This is a genomic window from Kribbella sp. NPDC104218 (assembly GCF_055584105.1).
In genome coordinates this window covers 352,221-365,452 of the sequence record NZ_JBVJMQ010000003.1, presented here as the reverse complement: position 1 = coordinate 365,452, position 13,232 = coordinate 352,221, and the positions used below count along the sequence as shown (strand labels likewise).

Genomic DNA, 13,232 nt, shown 5'->3' with positions numbered 1-13,232 from the left:
ACGCCCCCCCCCCCCCCCCCCCCCCCCCACCCCCCCCCCCCCCCCCCCCCCCCCCCCCACCCCCCCCCCCCCCCCCCGACCCGTGGTTCGGCGGGGTTTCAGTACTGCGAGTCTCGTATGATCGGCGCATGCGGGCTCGCAACCAGGAACGGAAACAAGGCGGTCGACCGCGGGACGGGCGGGTGGACGACGCCATCCGGACGGCGGTCCAGGAGCTGTTGGCCGAGGTCGGATACGCGCGGCTGTCGGTGGATCAGGTGGCGGCGAGGGCCGGGGTTGGGAAGGCCGCGATCTACCGGCGGCATGCCAGCAAACAGGAGATGATCTTCGACGTCCTGCTGCCGAACCAGTTCCTCGCCGAGGCACCGGACCACGGGTCACTACGGGCCGATCTGGCCGCGGTACTGAGCGAAGTCGTCGCCGGTATGACCGCTCCGCCGCCTGGCGCCATCGCCGGGCTACTGGCCGATATCCATGCCGACGCGGCCCTCCTGGAGCGGTTCGACGGCAACTACCTCCCGTCTCAGCGCCAGACCCTCGACGAGATCCTGGACCGCGCCGAGGCCCGCGGCGAACTCGCCGTCCGCCCCGACACCGCCGCCCTCAACGCCGTCCTCGTCGGCCCCATCTTCGCCTGGCTCTTCCTGCTCTCCGAAGCCCCCGACCAGCTCCCCACCCTCACCTCAACCCTCCTGGAAACAGCCCTAACTCTCACCCGCCCCCCAAGCTGAAAGCGCCGGCTTTATCCGAGGTAGTCCGCGAAGGTGGTTGATCCCCAGGGCGGGCCGTCGACCAGCGCCGCGCCGCCCCGGTAGGCGTTGAAGCTGCGCCCAGCCAGGCGCAGCCGCAGAACCGGACGCCGCGATCCCCGGGCGGCCGCCCATTCCCGCGCGAGGTCCGCGACGGCCTTCTGCTCCGGACCGCCGACGTCCGGCACCCGCCCGTCGACCGGATGGGCAGCAAGCTCGGTCAGGCGCCGGGCAACGTCCTGGACGGCGATCGGCTGCAAGGTGACCGCGGGCGCGAGGATCGCCGGGAACTTCAGGCCGAAGATCCGGTCGAGCAGAGTGTGGAACTGCGTCGCCCGCAGGATCGTGGACGGCGCCTCGCGCGCGGCGAGCAGCCGCTCGACCTCGAGCTTCGTCCGGTAGTACGACAACGGGATCCGGTCAATGCCGACGATCGACATGAAGACGATGTGCGTCGCCGGCGCGGCGTCCAGCAAGGTCCGCGCCTGCTGGAGGTCTCGGCGTCCGAGGCCGGTCGCAAGGTGGAAGATCAGCTCGGCGCCGGCGACGGCCTTTCTGACACCCGCACCGGTCATCAGATCGCCGGTGACCACTCCGGCGCCGGTCGTGCGGCTGAGGACGCGGACCGAGTGACCGGCGGCGCGCAGGTGCTCGACGGTGGGCCGCCCGAGTGCACCGGTACCGCCGGTCACGAGAATGTTTGTCACTCGATGTCCTCTCGGGCTGGACGTCGTCCGCGGTGCAGCGCGACGATCCCGCTGCTGAGGTTGCGGTACTGCACATCGGACCAGCCGCTTCGCGTGATCAACTGCGCGAGGCGGACTTGGTCCGGCCAGTCGAGGACCGACTCCGCCAGGTAACCGTATGCCGCCGGGTCGGAGGAGGCGACCCGCCCTAGGAGCGGGAGTGCGAAGCGGACGACGCCTTGGTGGCCGGCGCGCAGTACGCGCGAGGTCGGGGTCGAGAACTCGGCGACCACCAGGCGACCTCCCGGGCGGCAGACTCGGCGCAGCTCGGTGAGGGCTAGTTCGGTGGCGCCGATGTTGCGTAGGCCGAAGGTGATCGTCACGGCGTCGAAGTGCGCGTCCGGGAATGGCAGGTCGTGGGCGCCGGCCTCGACGAACGTCAGGCCCGGATGACGGCGTCTGCCCTCGGCGACCATCCCGGACGACGGGTCCACGGCCACCACCTCTGCGCCAGCGACCAGTAGTGGTGCTGCGGACGCGCCGGTGCCGGCGGCGACGTCCAGGATGCGCTCGCCTGGTCGGGGCGCGATCGCTCTGGTCGTCGCCTGGCGCCACCGGGCCACATAGCCACCGGTCATCAGCAGGTTGAGCAGGTCGTAGCGCCGCGCCACTCGGTCGAACATCGCGGTGACGTCACCGGGCTGCTTGTCCAGCCCCGGTCGCTCACCGGGCCGGCTCATCCGCGCACCTCGGCCAACGGCCGGCCGATGTCCCGGTGCCGACGCCAGTAGTCAACCGTCACCACCAGCAGCAACGGCCCCCAGAGCACATGCGTCAGCAGACCCACCGCCGCCAGACCCTCCCACCACGGAGAGGTGAACTGCACGTGGTCCCCGCGCAGCCAACGGACGCCGTCGCTGATCCAGAGCACCGACAACGCCGTACCGCCTGCCGCGGCGACGGCGGACACCACCCGCGGCCGAACCGGGCGTCCGCCGACCAACGGCACCCACCGCGGCAACCGCTCCCCCCAGGGCTCGACCAGCCCGACAGTGAGGAACGCGAGCACCTCGACCAGGACGATCAGACCCAGCGTGTACGGCACCGCCCACCACACCCACGGCGGCGCATGCGGATCGACCATGCCCATCCCGAACCCGAAAGCGAACGGCAACCGCCACAACGCCGTCGGCAGGATCATCCACGGCACCGCCCACGCGCACCGCGTCACCCACACCCCCGCCGCCCGCGGCGGCTCCGTCCCGATCACCATACCAAACAGTATAGTCTGGACGCCGCTTCCCCACTCGTCACGGCCGGCTGCCGACAGCTCCGAGCCAGGCTTGTTCCCACTGGCGAGTCAACGACGGATAGATGATCAAGTACCGGAACGGCGCGATGGCGGCCATGTAGACGCGACCGAAAACACCGTTCGGCCTGACAAGGGCTGCCATCCGCAGCTCGTATCCGCCATCGTCCGTCGCAACCCAGCCCAGATGCATGATGTCGTGAACCGTCTTGTTGGCCAGCTCGCGAGCAGCTTCGGTTTCGAGCTGGTAGACCTCGGCGAACGGGTCGGAGCAGGGCGTGGCCCTGGCGACCGTCCGCGCCAGGTCGGACGGGAGGCGGTCACGCAGCGAGCCGACTCGCTGATCGAGCCCGGCCTCGGCGTCATCCCAGCCGAGCAGCGCCCCGAGCTTCCAGCGGACGGCGAACAGGAACCTGACCGCCATGGGATCCGTCCGGTTGTCGTACGCCGCCTTCAGCGCGTCGATCATCACGGGAAAGTCGCCGGGCCCGGCGCCTGGAGCGCGAAACGACCACACATCCTCGATCCGGAAGTCGCCCGCGAATTCGTGGATCCGCCACGGCTGCTCGGTATGAGCGGACTTCGGGATACGCATCGTCGTCCACCTCGCTCTGGGGTCACACTCTGTTTCGGAACTTCTAGTTTCAGTACCACTAGTTCCGCATCATGCCCGCTCCCCCGGCCCGACCACAAGCCCCTCGCCCGCGTGACACCGGCCACTCCGTACCACGCGGTATGGTCTGTCGTGCGGCCGCAACGGCCGGCCTACCCTGTGGTCCCGTCCGTGACGGGCCCTGATCGATCGAGGAGCGATGGCGAGCAAGCGGGACTGGCTGGACGCGGGATTGACGATCCTCGCCGAGGAGGGCGCGCCGGCGCTGACGATCGAGCGTCTCGTCGGCATGCTCGGCCTGAGCAAGGGGTCCTTCTACCATCACTTCGGCAGCATGCCGGGCTACAAGACGGCGCTGCTGGATCTGTACGAGCAGGAGTTCACCAGCCGTTTCGTCGAGGCGGTGGACGACGCCCAGGCCACCCCGCGGGCCCGGCTGGACGCCCTGGTGGCCCTGGTCCTGAACGATCGCAGAACCGATCCCGAGGTCGCCGTCCGCGCCTGGGCCATGCAGGACGCCGAGGCCGGCGAGGTCCAGCGCCGGATCGACAACACCCGCATGAAGTACCTGCGGGATCAATGGCAGCAGCACACCGGAGACGCGGCCGAGGCCAAGCTGATGAGCCAGCTGCTCTACCTGTCCCTCATCGGCGCCTTCCACGTGGTGCCGCCGATCAAGGGACGGGCCCTGCGCCAGCTGTTCGAGTTCGCGATGAACGAGATCCCCGCCCGGTCGCCGAAGACTCCCTGACCGGCTCGACCGGCAAGGCGAACAGGATCAGGCCGCCGAGAAGGATCTGGGCGTAGCCGCCGCCGTCGGGCTCCAGCAGGGTGTCGAAGACACCGAGCGCCAGCATCCACCAGCCAACGTGCGCGGGAATGCGTCCGATGTGCCGGACGAACCAGCGCATGACCGATCCGATCATCAGCAGCACCAGACCGCCGATGAAGAACCAGGTCGCGAAGTCGCGCGAGTCGGTGTTCGACGCGCCGACGACGCCGTCCTCGAGCATCCCGACGACCTCATCAGGCAGATCAGCGACCACCCAGATCAGGTGGACGACGCCCAGCGCCGTGGTGAGCATCGGCAACCAGCGCGTGAGGCGGCGCCTCATGAGGACAGGCTCCGAGGGTCGGCGAGTTCGGCAAGCACGGCGGCGTGATCGGACGCCCAGACGCCGTTCACCGGATCGTCGGCCAGTACACGCACTGCTTGGACTGCGCCCGCTCCAGTTGCCGTCGGCAACCCGACATGCACGTAGTCAATCCGGGCGTCCGGCTCCAGACTCGCCGCCACATGGGGGTTCTTCCGCTGCCACGTGATTCCAGTCTGAGTATCGTCGGCGTACCGCCAGGCATCGACCAGCACGAGCCCTGGGACGGTCGGCGCCGTGTGATGCCCACCCAGCAAGCGGATCTCATCGGACTGCGGCTCGGCGTTCAGATCACCCGTGAGGACCGCCGGGAAGTCGTAGCCGGCCGAACGATCGGCGATCAGCCGGCACAACTCCGCGACCTGACCGCAGCGTGCCGCCGACGCTCCCACCGTCGAGGTGAGCTGGGTGGTGAAGAAGGGAATGTCACCGCGCGGAGATCTGACCCGCGCCAGCAGCGCCGTCCGTCCATCGTCGCCCGGGAGCCCGACAGCCGCACTCTCGACAAGCGGCCACCGGCTGAGGATCGCGTTGCCGATACCGATCGTCCGGTCGCCGATCCGCCGCTGCCACGCCTCCGGCGCCGGGCATGGCGCATAAGTCCAGTGGTACCCAAGCTCCCCCGCCAGCCACGCGGCCAGATTCTCGGCACCGTCGTCCCACACCTCCTGCAAGCCGCAAACATCCGGATCGGCCTGTTCAACCACCTCCCGAATCGCCTCCCGGCGCCTCCCCCACGCACCGAACCGCCACCAGACATTCCACGTCAGCACCCGAACCACGACCGCTCCCCTCTCCAGGCTCCAGACCATACCGCATGGTCTGGAGCCTGGGAGTGCGGAGCCGGCTAGTCGACGGCGAACGAGCGGGAGACTGCGCGACGGATCCGCGCCGGGCGGTCCGGGACGAACAGATCGGTGACTGCGAGCAGCGGGCCCTGCGTTACCAGCGTCCAATCCTGCGGGTCGTCGAATCCGCCGTTGCGCAGGGCGAGACCGATTGTCTCCACGTTGTCCACGCCGACGTCGACGTACGACAGCGAGGTGTCGCGCAGCGCGCGGAGCCGGAAGCTGACCTGCACCCGGTCTCGTCCGCGCGTTGCGCGGGTGACGTCGACCGGGCCCATCAGGCCGTCGCCTTGCGTCCACACCGCCCACGGTTGTTCGGCGATGTCGATCCCCCAGAACACCTCATCGTCGATCAACAGCTCGAGCCTGTAAGTGTCCGGCTGAACACCTCGGGCGTGGAACCAGCGGTGGTACCAAAAGGAAATCTCCTGGCGCGCTGTGGCCGGATCGACAGCGACCACTTGGCTCGCCGTTGCCGTCGCGCCGGCGGGGACCGGCACGCGCGGCGCGATCAGGGCCAGTCGCCCGGTCCCGTACATGGCCTTGTTGTCGGACGCCGGTGTCGGTGCGTCGTCCAGCTGAGTTCCGTACGCGATGGTGCCGCCCGTCCGCCCATCAGCTGCGTACTGCGCCGCGACGTCCAGCGTCGCTGCGACGTAGTCCTCGGTGGGTGCGAGTGGAGCATCGAGGAAGCGACCGGCGTAGATGAGCGGAATCAACTCCAGGTTTCGCGGCCGGGTGTATTCGAGGACGGTATCGAGACACTGGGCGAGCGATCCGGCGACCGTCGTGTTCTCGTGGTGACCGTCGAGGAACGGATAGATGAGCCCGTCGACGTACGGGCCGTACTTGTCGAGGAAGCGCTCACTCGTGGCCGCGCCGTAGTACGCACAGGTGTAGAAGCGGAGCTCGGGATTCACCGCGGCCGCGGCGTCCACGATGGCCTGCATGTACTGCGGGGTGAACAGCTCGGCGTTGAGCTCGAACTCGAAGTCGTCGATGGCCCAGGCGACCAGGTTCTTGTACTGGGTGGAGAGCTCGGCGAGCTCCTTCGCCCAGGTGACGAAATCGAGGAGGAAGGGGCGGGACGCACGGCCGTTCTCGCTGGTCTCGCTGGGGGGCACGAGATACGGGACGACGGCGATCCCGGCCGCTTCGGCCGCCGGCAGGAACTCCAGCCGCAGATCGTCGAAATCGGTCGGCGAGTCCCAGATCCCGTACAGGTAGGTATTGACCGACAGCTCACGCAGCTTGCGGATCAGCGCCGGCGTGTCGAGGTGCCGGTAGTCGTCCGGGCGCGGCTCGCGTTCGCGCACCGCCGCGCCGACGGTGTTGCCGCCGACCAGGACGGCCTTGAGACCGCCGGGCGGGAAGGGTGACGGACCACGGGAAGCCATTCAGAACCAACTCCTAGAAGATTCGGTACACGAAGACACAACACTCATCACGCTTTCAGTGCGCCGGCGAGAACTCCCCGGATGAAGTACCGCTGGAAGGCCAGGAACAACACCGCCATCGGCAGCAGACTCAGGACGGCGACCGCCGTCGTCCCGCCGATGTTCTGGGTGAACTGGGTGTTCGTCGTCGCGATCCCCACCGTGATCGTGCGCATCTCGGGCGACTGGGCGATCAGCAGCGGCCACAGGAACCCGTTCCAGCTCCCCACGAAGGTGAAGATCGCGAGGACCGCCATCGGCTGCCGGCACAGCGGCAGGATGACGTTCGCGAAGATCCGCAGCTCCGACGCGCCGTCGATCCGGGCCGATTCGAGCAGCGAGTCCGGGATGCCGCGTATGAACTGCCGTAACAAGAAGACCCCGAACGGCGCCGCCAGCGCCGGAACGACCATGCCCTGATAGGTGTCGACCATGCCGAGTTTCGCCACGATCAGATAGACGGGGACGAGCGTGGCCGAGAACGGCAGCATCATCGTCGCGAGCAGCAGTGCGAAGATTTTGTCCCGGCCGGCGAAGCGCAACTTCGCGAACGCGTAAGCAGCCAGCAGGTCGACCAGCACCGTCAGCGCCGTCACCGCACCGCCGACGATGAAGCTGTTGGCGACGTACCGCGGGAACAAGGGGTCGCCGAGGACCTCGCGGTAGTTGCGCAGCGTCCAGTCCTGTGGCGCCCAGGAGAAGTCGAGGAAGGTCGAGGACTTCAGGGACGCCACGACGACGACGATCACCGGCGCCGCGAACAGCAGGCTGGTGATCACCGCAGTGGCGTGCATGGCCACACTCACGGGCCATCGACGGCTAGGCATCGGCATCCGCTCCCGTCCGGCGTGCCAGGAACAGCGCGGAGATAAGCGCCGTCAGAATCAGGAGCATGACGCTCATGGTCGCGGCGTAAGCCACCGAACCGCCGTTGAACGCGTTCTGGTAGACGTACCACATCGCTGTGTACGTAGCGGTTCCCGGACCGCCGTTGGTGAGCACGAAGACGAGGTCGAAGACCTGGACGCAGTTGATGGTCAGCAGCGCCAGAACGACCTGCGCCACCGGCTGGATCAGCGGCAGCTTGATCCGGGTCAGGATCTGCCACGGCCCGGCGCCGTCGATCCGCGCGGCTTCGAGCAGTTCGCCGTCGATCCCGTTGAACGCGGCCATGAAGACCAGGCCGTAGAAGCCGCAGGTGCTCCAGGCGGTGATGAAGGCGAGCAGGACGATGGCGACGGTCCCGTTGGTGAGCCAGGGGATGTCGAGCCCGAAGCCGCGCAACATCAACAGGTGCAGCGGCCCCTGTTCGGGATCCAGGAGCACCTTCCAGATCAGCCCTGTCGCCACGACGGACAGCAGCGACGGCAGATAGATCAACGCACGATGCACGGCCATGCCACGCAGACTCGACGACAGCAACAGGCCGACTGCCGCCGAGACGACCAGCGTCACCGGAGTGCAGACGAGCATGAACAGCAGCGTGTTCTTCAGTGCGTCCCGGAACAGCGTGTCGGTGACGACCGTTCGGTAGTTGCTCAGGCCGCCCCAGCGCATCCCCGTGAGCAGGCTGCCGCGCTGGAAGGTCAGGACGAACGTGTAGACGAAGGGAACCAGGATGAACAGGCCGAAGACCAGGCCCTTCGCGGTCAGGAAGGGCCCGGCGACAGCTGTCTCCCGGAGACGGCGACTGATCATGCGGCCGCGGCGGCCATCTGCTTGATCTGCTTGCTGGCGTCCTTGATCATCGCGTCCAGCGACTGGCGCCCGGTCAGGAAGTCGTTGATCTTGCCCAGCAGGTACTCGTTGGGCTGGTACTTCAACGCCGGCGGGATGCGCTGGAACTGCGTCGACTTGGCGGCCTCGTTCATGAACTCGTTCATCCGCGGATCCGGCAGATCGGTGTAGAACGCCCCCTTGCTGCCCTGGATCGGCACCCCGAGGATCATCCGGGTGTACTGCTCCTTGGGCGCCGCCGACAAGATGTACTTCGCGAGCTGGTACGCGTTGTCGACGTTCTTGCTCTTCGCCGAGACGGCGATGAAACCGCACCCGCCGACCAGGAACTGGTCGCCTTGCGGGCCCTTCGGCGGCTGCAGGACCAGCAGCCGGGCCTTCGGGAACGCCTTGGCCTGATCCGCCGTCAGGGCGTGCGTCCACTGCATCGCCGACTTCCCCGACACCAGCGCGTTGGTCCACTTCGACTCGTCGGTGTACAGGCCCGCGGGGGTGGCGGCCCCGGAGTCGACCATCGCCTTCATGTTCTCCAGCGCCGCGCGGCCCGGCTCGTTGTCGAAACCGACGTCCTTGCCGTCGGCCGAGATGTACTCCGTCCCGAACGACCAGAAGTAGTGCCAGATGTAGTTCTCCTGGATGGAGGGCACCAGCGGCCAGGTCATCCCGTAGTGGGCGACCTTGCTCTTGTCGAACCCGGCTTCGCCGAGCCGCCGGCCGCTGGTGTCCATCGTGGTCGCTTTCGCGAACTCGAGCATCTCGGCGTACGTCGTGGGCAGTTTCGGCTTACCGGCCTTCTCCCAGATCTCGGCGTTCACCGTGAGGTTGTGGCCGGTGTCGGTGACGTACGGGACCGCGAACAGCTCGCCGTTCGGGCCCTTGGCGACGTCGACGTGCCGCGGATTCACCCCCGCGAGCATCGCGTCAAGATCCTCTTTCGGCGCGATTTTGTTGAAGTCGGCAAGGACGTTCGTCTGCCGCCACTTGTTCATCCAGGGAATGATCTGGTAGGTCACGTCCGGCGGGTTGCCGCCGGAGAAGGCCGCCGTGTACTTCGTCAGCGAGTCCTCCCACGGCACCAGGAGCGTCTTGGCCGTCCGGTCCGGATTGGCCTTCGCGAAACCCTTCTCGATGTCGCTCAGGAACGCCGCCATCGCCTTCTGCTCGGCGTTCGGCTGCGTCCAGTACGTCGGCACCGTCGAAGCTCCGGACTTCGAACCGCTGTCACTGCAGCCGGCCAGAGCGAGGGCGCTGGTCGCGGCCGTCAGCCGGAGCAGCGTCCGGCGGCTGATCGGACCGGTGCTCGAGGTGGTGCTGGTCATGTCGATCTCCTTCAGGGGTGGAGCCGTAGCCATCCGGTACGGAAGTGCCAGGGCCGGCCGGATTCGATGTGGTCGGCGACGGCGCGTTGGAGGGTCGTCGACCGAGGCAGGTCCCGCAGTTGCGCCAAGGGGCGTTTGAAGAGGAACTCGACGACGGTCGCGGCATCGTCGGTCGAACCGGCCGGGCGCAGCGTGAAGCGGCGCTGGAAGCGCATGATGTTCGTGTCGGCGCCGAGATAGCCGTCGAGTTGCGGATCGAGCACCCAGGAGGTGCAGACGGCGTACCGGTACGCCTCCTCGGGGAAATGCGTGCCGAAGAAGCTCGTTGCCGCCGACAACGCGGCGTCCACCGACTCCGGCGTGAGGCGGCCCTCCGGAATGTGGAGCCCCAGCACCGCGTCACCGGTGTTGGGGCCGCCATCGCCGGCGACCGATCCAGGTGGGATCACCAGACGCTCGAAGTGCAAGCGCCCGAGCGAGTAGATGGCGCCCCGGAAATGGTGCGTCACCCAGTTCTGGGTGTGCAGGCCGCCGGCGCCGAAGAGGGCACGGCGGTTGGCCATCTGATCGGCGATGACGCGGAGGATCTCCCGCGAGGCCTCCGGGGAGATCCCGCGTTCCTCGTGGTAGGCCCGTACTGCGGGTAGAGCCGTGAGGAACACCCACACGTAGGCGAATCGGCCGACCGGACCGTACCCGGACAGGTCAGGCCAGTCGCTGAGCGGACCCGTACTGCCCATCGTCTCCCGCAGTTGCCGGCTGCACCGTTCGACGATCGACCAGACCGCTTCGTCGTCCGGGCTCGGCCGTGCGCTCAGGACGTCGGCGCGGTCAGCGGGATCGATATCCAGCCACCGCATCGCACGCATTGCCTCGGCGTCCTCAGGCAGCTCGAACGAGTCACTCATCGCCTCTCTCCTGGCCTGTCCGAGGTCAGCTGACCGGCACGTTGTCGAACTGGGCGGACTCGTCGAAGGTGCGGACGCCGGCCAGACCGGTGGCGAAGGTCGCATCGGTGACGGTCAGCGTCGCCAGTGCCGCACCGCCGCCAGGTGGCGTGACCGTTGCCGTGAGCGACGAACCCGAACCGCCGAGGGAGACCCGATAGAAGGTGTTGGCGGTGACCCCGCCGGAGATGGGCGTGATGCCCAGCGTGGTGTAGTTGTGGTTCTGCCTGCCGATGAACAGATTTCCGCCGGCGGAGATCCCGGCGTAGTACCCGCGGACGGCGTCCGTTCCGACCCCGAGATCCGAGGCCCGGAAGAGCACTCCGGCGTCACCGGTGGCGCCGCCGACCGAGACGTCGGCGCGGGTGGTGTAGTTCGACCAGGTGGTCCGGCCGATCACCGACTTCGCTTCGCCGGTGGCGCTCGACTGCCGGTAGGTGCCGCCGGAGACCTGCCAGCTCCCGCCGTACGGGATCCAGCCGGCCTCGTCAGTACCGAAGGTGGCACTCGCGGGCAGGTTCGGCGCGGCGATCGCATCGACCGTGAAGTTGTCGAACGCGGCCGCGGTGTCGAGGTTGCGGATCCCCACCTGGCCGGTGAGGAAGGACGAGTCGTTGACGGTCAGCGTGGTGACCGGAGTCGCCGCCCCGGCCGGGCGGACCGTCGCCGTGAGCTGCGAGCCCTTCGCGGTCACCGTGACCCGGTACGGCGTACCGGTCGTCACGCCGCCGGTCACGGGCGTCGTGCCCAACGTCGTGTAGTTGTAGTCCTGCTTGCCGATGAAGAGCGTGCCGCCGACCCCGATCCCGGCGTAGTACCCGCGGTGCGCGTCGGTACCGATGTTCGGGTTCGTGACCCGGAACAGGACGCCCGCATCCCCACCTGAGCTGGACTGCGTGACGTCGGCCGCGACCGTGTAGTTAGTCCACCCGGTGGATCCGGTCAGCGACTTGGTCCCGCTGCCGCCACCCGAGGTCTCCCGGTAGGCACCGGACGAGACACCCCACGTCCCGCCGTAGTTGATCCAGCCGGGCCCGTTACCGGATCCGAACGTGTCCGAGCGCGGGATGGTCCCGACATTCGCGGCCTGCGTCCAGGCGTTGCACTGCATACTTCCGGCACGCGGCCCCGACGTCATCCAGCGGATCGAGGAACCGTCGGCCGAGGGCAGCAGTGTTCCGCTCCAGTTCGTCCCGTCCGGTTCGGCGCAGGGGCCCTTGATGGGATAGGTGCCCGCCGGCCGGAACGGCGTCGGCATCCGGTGCCAGGTCGCGCCGAGGTCGTAGCTGACGAACAAGGTCTGGTAGTTCTCCGGCCCGAAGATCTGGTTGTCCACCGTGCGCCAGGTACCGGCTCCGGACACGATGAGCTGGCCCTGCGGTGTGTCACCGGGCGCCCAGGTGACGTACGGACCACTCGTCAGAAAGCGGCCGTCGGCCTCGGGCCGGGTCCCGTAGTCGGTGGGTGATCCCCAGTTCACGCCATCGGCTGACGACTTGATGCGCACCTGGCACCCCGGCGTACCGACCCCACACACCTCGAAGACCATGCGATAGCTGTTGTCGGGAAGCTTGGTGACGACCGCCATCCCCGGCCGGTCGACGCCGTTGCCGTTGGCCAGGACGTTCTGCGCCGCGGACCAGGTCGTACCGCCGTCCGCGCTGGTGATCCGGACGACCTTCTGGTTGAAGGTCGGATGCTGACGCTCGTCCGCGAAGACGACCACGACCTTGCCGGTGCCGTCGATGTAGAGGAACGGCTCGTAGAACTTGCCGCCGTTCTGGATCACGCCGCCGTACGTCCAGTTCACGCCCTGGTTCGTGCTGCGCCACAGCTGCAACTCGGCCTGCCCGGTGAAGGGGTTCCAGACCAGCCCAACCATCAGCAGCGTTCCGGCGGGATAGCCGCCGGCGGCCGCGGGCAGCTCCAGCAACGTCGGCGTCCATTTCACCGGCCATGGCCGCCCGGCGCCGGTCTCGCCGTCCTCGAGGGTCGCGATCGTCGACCAGGTCGCACCGTCGTCGGTACTGCGTTTGATCAGGTAGGGAACCGTCGGGAAGCCGTTCGGGATCCAGTGCTCGAAGGTGGAGATCAGCGTGCCGTTCTGCGCACCGGCGTGCTGGAGCCGGATCACGCGCGCCGCGAGACCGCGTTCGTCCGGATTGGCGAACGTGTGCAGCTGGTAGCCGGGATCGTTGGCCTGCGCGACCACCGAGGTCGACAGCGAAAGGACGATGGCGAGGACGCCGACGAGTAATCGGCGCGACCACTGGGGCAGACGCATGGCTGGTTCTCCTCCTGCGAGCGCGGGCATGGCGGACACATTTATTCGATATTTCGAAGGTGAACCCCGTAAGCCGAAGCGTAGGAGAATCCCCCTGGAGGCGGCAAGGGATTGTCATCGAGATTTCGGGTTCATATTCTGAATAAGGAT

At 67.9% G+C, this 13,232-nt stretch carries 14 protein-coding genes; 2 read left to right on the top strand and 12 right to left on the bottom strand.

The annotated features are described in order from the left end of the window. Positions 1–128 precede the first annotated feature (128 nt). The gene (locus ACZ6ZD_RS26675; RefSeq protein ID WP_465676641.1) at positions 129–731 is read left to right on the top strand and encodes a TetR/AcrR family transcriptional regulator; all 603 of its coding nucleotides are present in this window, start codon (positions 129–131) and stop codon (positions 729–731) included. An 11-nt stretch (positions 732–742) separates the two neighbouring features. On the opposite strand, the gene ACZ6ZD_RS26670 is transcribed toward ACZ6ZD_RS26675, so the two are convergent. The 4 genes from ACZ6ZD_RS26670 to ACZ6ZD_RS26655 are packed head-to-tail and all read right to left on the bottom strand — an operon-like array spanning position 743 to position 3,339. Then, positions 743–1,456 (bottom strand): SDR family oxidoreductase, encoded by a 714-nt coding sequence (locus ACZ6ZD_RS26670; protein ID WP_465676640.1) that lies wholly within the window; start codon positions 1,454–1,456, stop codon positions 743–745. Beyond that, positions 1,453–2,175: a ubiquinone/menaquinone biosynthesis methyltransferase gene (locus tag ACZ6ZD_RS26665; protein WP_465676639.1), complete on the bottom strand. Its 723-nt coding sequence runs from the start codon at positions 2,173–2,175 to the stop codon at positions 1,453–1,455. Before ACZ6ZD_RS26665 ends, ACZ6ZD_RS26670 begins: the two co-directional genes overlap by 4 nt. Continuing rightward, complete coding sequence (locus ACZ6ZD_RS26660) at positions 2,172–2,708, bottom strand: hypothetical protein (protein WP_465676638.1); 537 nt, start codon at positions 2,706–2,708, stop codon at positions 2,172–2,174. Before ACZ6ZD_RS26660 ends, ACZ6ZD_RS26665 begins: the two co-directional genes overlap by 4 nt. Positions 2,709–2,745: 37 nt before the next feature. Then, positions 2,746–3,339, bottom strand: a complete 594-nt coding sequence (locus ACZ6ZD_RS26655; protein WP_465676637.1) for a DUF2867 domain-containing protein — start codon at positions 3,337–3,339, stop codon at positions 2,746–2,748. A 217-nt stretch (positions 3,340–3,556) separates the two neighbouring features. Here ACZ6ZD_RS26655 and ACZ6ZD_RS26650 point away from each other — a divergent pair, with 217 nt between their 5' ends. Then, complete coding sequence (locus ACZ6ZD_RS26650; RefSeq protein ID WP_465676636.1) at positions 3,557–4,108, top strand: TetR/AcrR family transcriptional regulator; 552 nt, start codon at positions 3,557–3,559, stop codon at positions 4,106–4,108. Here the strand turns inward: ACZ6ZD_RS26650 and ACZ6ZD_RS26645 are convergent. The 8 genes from ACZ6ZD_RS26645 to ACZ6ZD_RS26610 form a co-directional block, all read right to left on the bottom strand. Further along, positions 4,032–4,472: a DUF6463 family protein gene (locus ACZ6ZD_RS26645; protein ID WP_465676635.1), complete on the bottom strand. Its 441-nt coding sequence runs from the start codon at positions 4,470–4,472 to the stop codon at positions 4,032–4,034. The genes ACZ6ZD_RS26650 and ACZ6ZD_RS26645 overlap by 77 nt on opposite strands. Beyond that, positions 4,469–5,293, bottom strand: a complete 825-nt coding sequence (locus ACZ6ZD_RS26640) for an endonuclease/exonuclease/phosphatase family protein (RefSeq protein ID WP_465676634.1) — start codon at positions 5,291–5,293, stop codon at positions 4,469–4,471. Before ACZ6ZD_RS26640 ends, ACZ6ZD_RS26645 begins: the two co-directional genes overlap by 4 nt. 65 nt (positions 5,294–5,358) lie before the next feature. Next, a complete protein-coding gene (locus tag ACZ6ZD_RS26635; RefSeq protein ID WP_465676633.1) occupies positions 5,359–6,756 on the bottom strand; it encodes a hypothetical protein in 1,398 nt (465 codons plus the stop codon). Between the two features lie 47 nt (positions 6,757–6,803). Further along, complete coding sequence (locus ACZ6ZD_RS26630; protein ID WP_465676632.1) at positions 6,804–7,589, bottom strand: carbohydrate ABC transporter permease; 786 nt, start codon at positions 7,587–7,589, stop codon at positions 6,804–6,806. Between the two features lie 25 nt (positions 7,590–7,614). Then, positions 7,615–8,493: a carbohydrate ABC transporter permease gene (locus tag ACZ6ZD_RS26625; RefSeq protein WP_465676631.1), complete on the bottom strand. Its 879-nt coding sequence runs from the start codon at positions 8,491–8,493 to the stop codon at positions 7,615–7,617. Beyond that, positions 8,490–9,851: an ABC transporter substrate-binding protein gene (locus tag ACZ6ZD_RS26620; protein ID WP_465676630.1), complete on the bottom strand. Its 1,362-nt coding sequence runs from the start codon at positions 9,849–9,851 to the stop codon at positions 8,490–8,492. The genes ACZ6ZD_RS26625 and ACZ6ZD_RS26620 overlap by 4 nt, the downstream gene beginning before the upstream one ends. An 11-nt stretch (positions 9,852–9,862) precedes the next feature. Beyond that, positions 9,863–10,759 carry an acyltransferase domain-containing protein gene (locus ACZ6ZD_RS26615; RefSeq protein WP_465676629.1) on the bottom strand — a complete coding sequence of 299 codons (897 nt, stop codon included), beginning with the start codon at positions 10,757–10,759 and terminating at the stop codon, positions 9,863–9,865. A gap of 25 nt (positions 10,760–10,784) precedes the next feature. After that, positions 10,785–13,082 (bottom strand): exo-alpha-sialidase, encoded by a 2,298-nt coding sequence (locus ACZ6ZD_RS26610; protein ID WP_465676628.1) that lies wholly within the window; start codon positions 13,080–13,082, stop codon positions 10,785–10,787. Positions 13,083–13,232: the final 150 nt, after the last annotated feature.

Coding starts and splice junctions, on each gene's coding strand:
- ACZ6ZD_RS26610 (WP_465676628.1), bottom strand. CDS start 13,082: ATGCGTCTGCCCCAGTGGTCGCGCCGATTACTCGTCGGCGTCCTCGCC.
- ACZ6ZD_RS26635 (WP_465676633.1), bottom strand. CDS start 6,756: ATGGCTTCCCGTGGTCCGTCACCCTTCCCGCCCGGCGGTCTCAAGGCC.
- ACZ6ZD_RS26615 (WP_465676629.1), bottom strand. CDS start 10,759: ATGAGTGACTCGTTCGAGCTGCCTGAGGACGCCGAGGCAATGCGTGCG.
- ACZ6ZD_RS26660 (WP_465676638.1), bottom strand. CDS start 2,708: ATGGTGATCGGGACGGAGCCGCCGCGGGCGGCGGGGGTGTGGGTGACG.
- ACZ6ZD_RS26655 (WP_465676637.1), bottom strand. CDS start 3,339: ATGCGTATCCCGAAGTCCGCTCATACCGAGCAGCCGTGGCGGATCCAC.
- ACZ6ZD_RS26675 (WP_465676641.1), top strand. CDS start 129: ATGCGGGCTCGCAACCAGGAACGGAAACAAGGCGGTCGACCGCGGGAC.
- ACZ6ZD_RS26620 (WP_465676630.1), bottom strand. CDS start 9,851: ATGACCAGCACCACCTCGAGCACCGGTCCGATCAGCCGCCGGACGCTG.
- ACZ6ZD_RS26630 (WP_465676632.1), bottom strand. CDS start 7,589: ATGCACGCCACTGCGGTGATCACCAGCCTGCTGTTCGCGGCGCCGGTG.
- ACZ6ZD_RS26645 (WP_465676635.1), bottom strand. CDS start 4,472: ATGAGGCGCCGCCTCACGCGCTGGTTGCCGATGCTCACCACGGCGCTG.
- ACZ6ZD_RS26665 (WP_465676639.1), bottom strand. CDS start 2,175: ATGAGCCGGCCCGGTGAGCGACCGGGGCTGGACAAGCAGCCCGGTGAC.
- ACZ6ZD_RS26625 (WP_465676631.1), bottom strand. CDS start 8,493: ATGATCAGTCGCCGTCTCCGGGAGACAGCTGTCGCCGGGCCCTTCCTG.
- ACZ6ZD_RS26650 (WP_465676636.1), top strand. CDS start 3,557: ATGGCGAGCAAGCGGGACTGGCTGGACGCGGGATTGACGATCCTCGCC.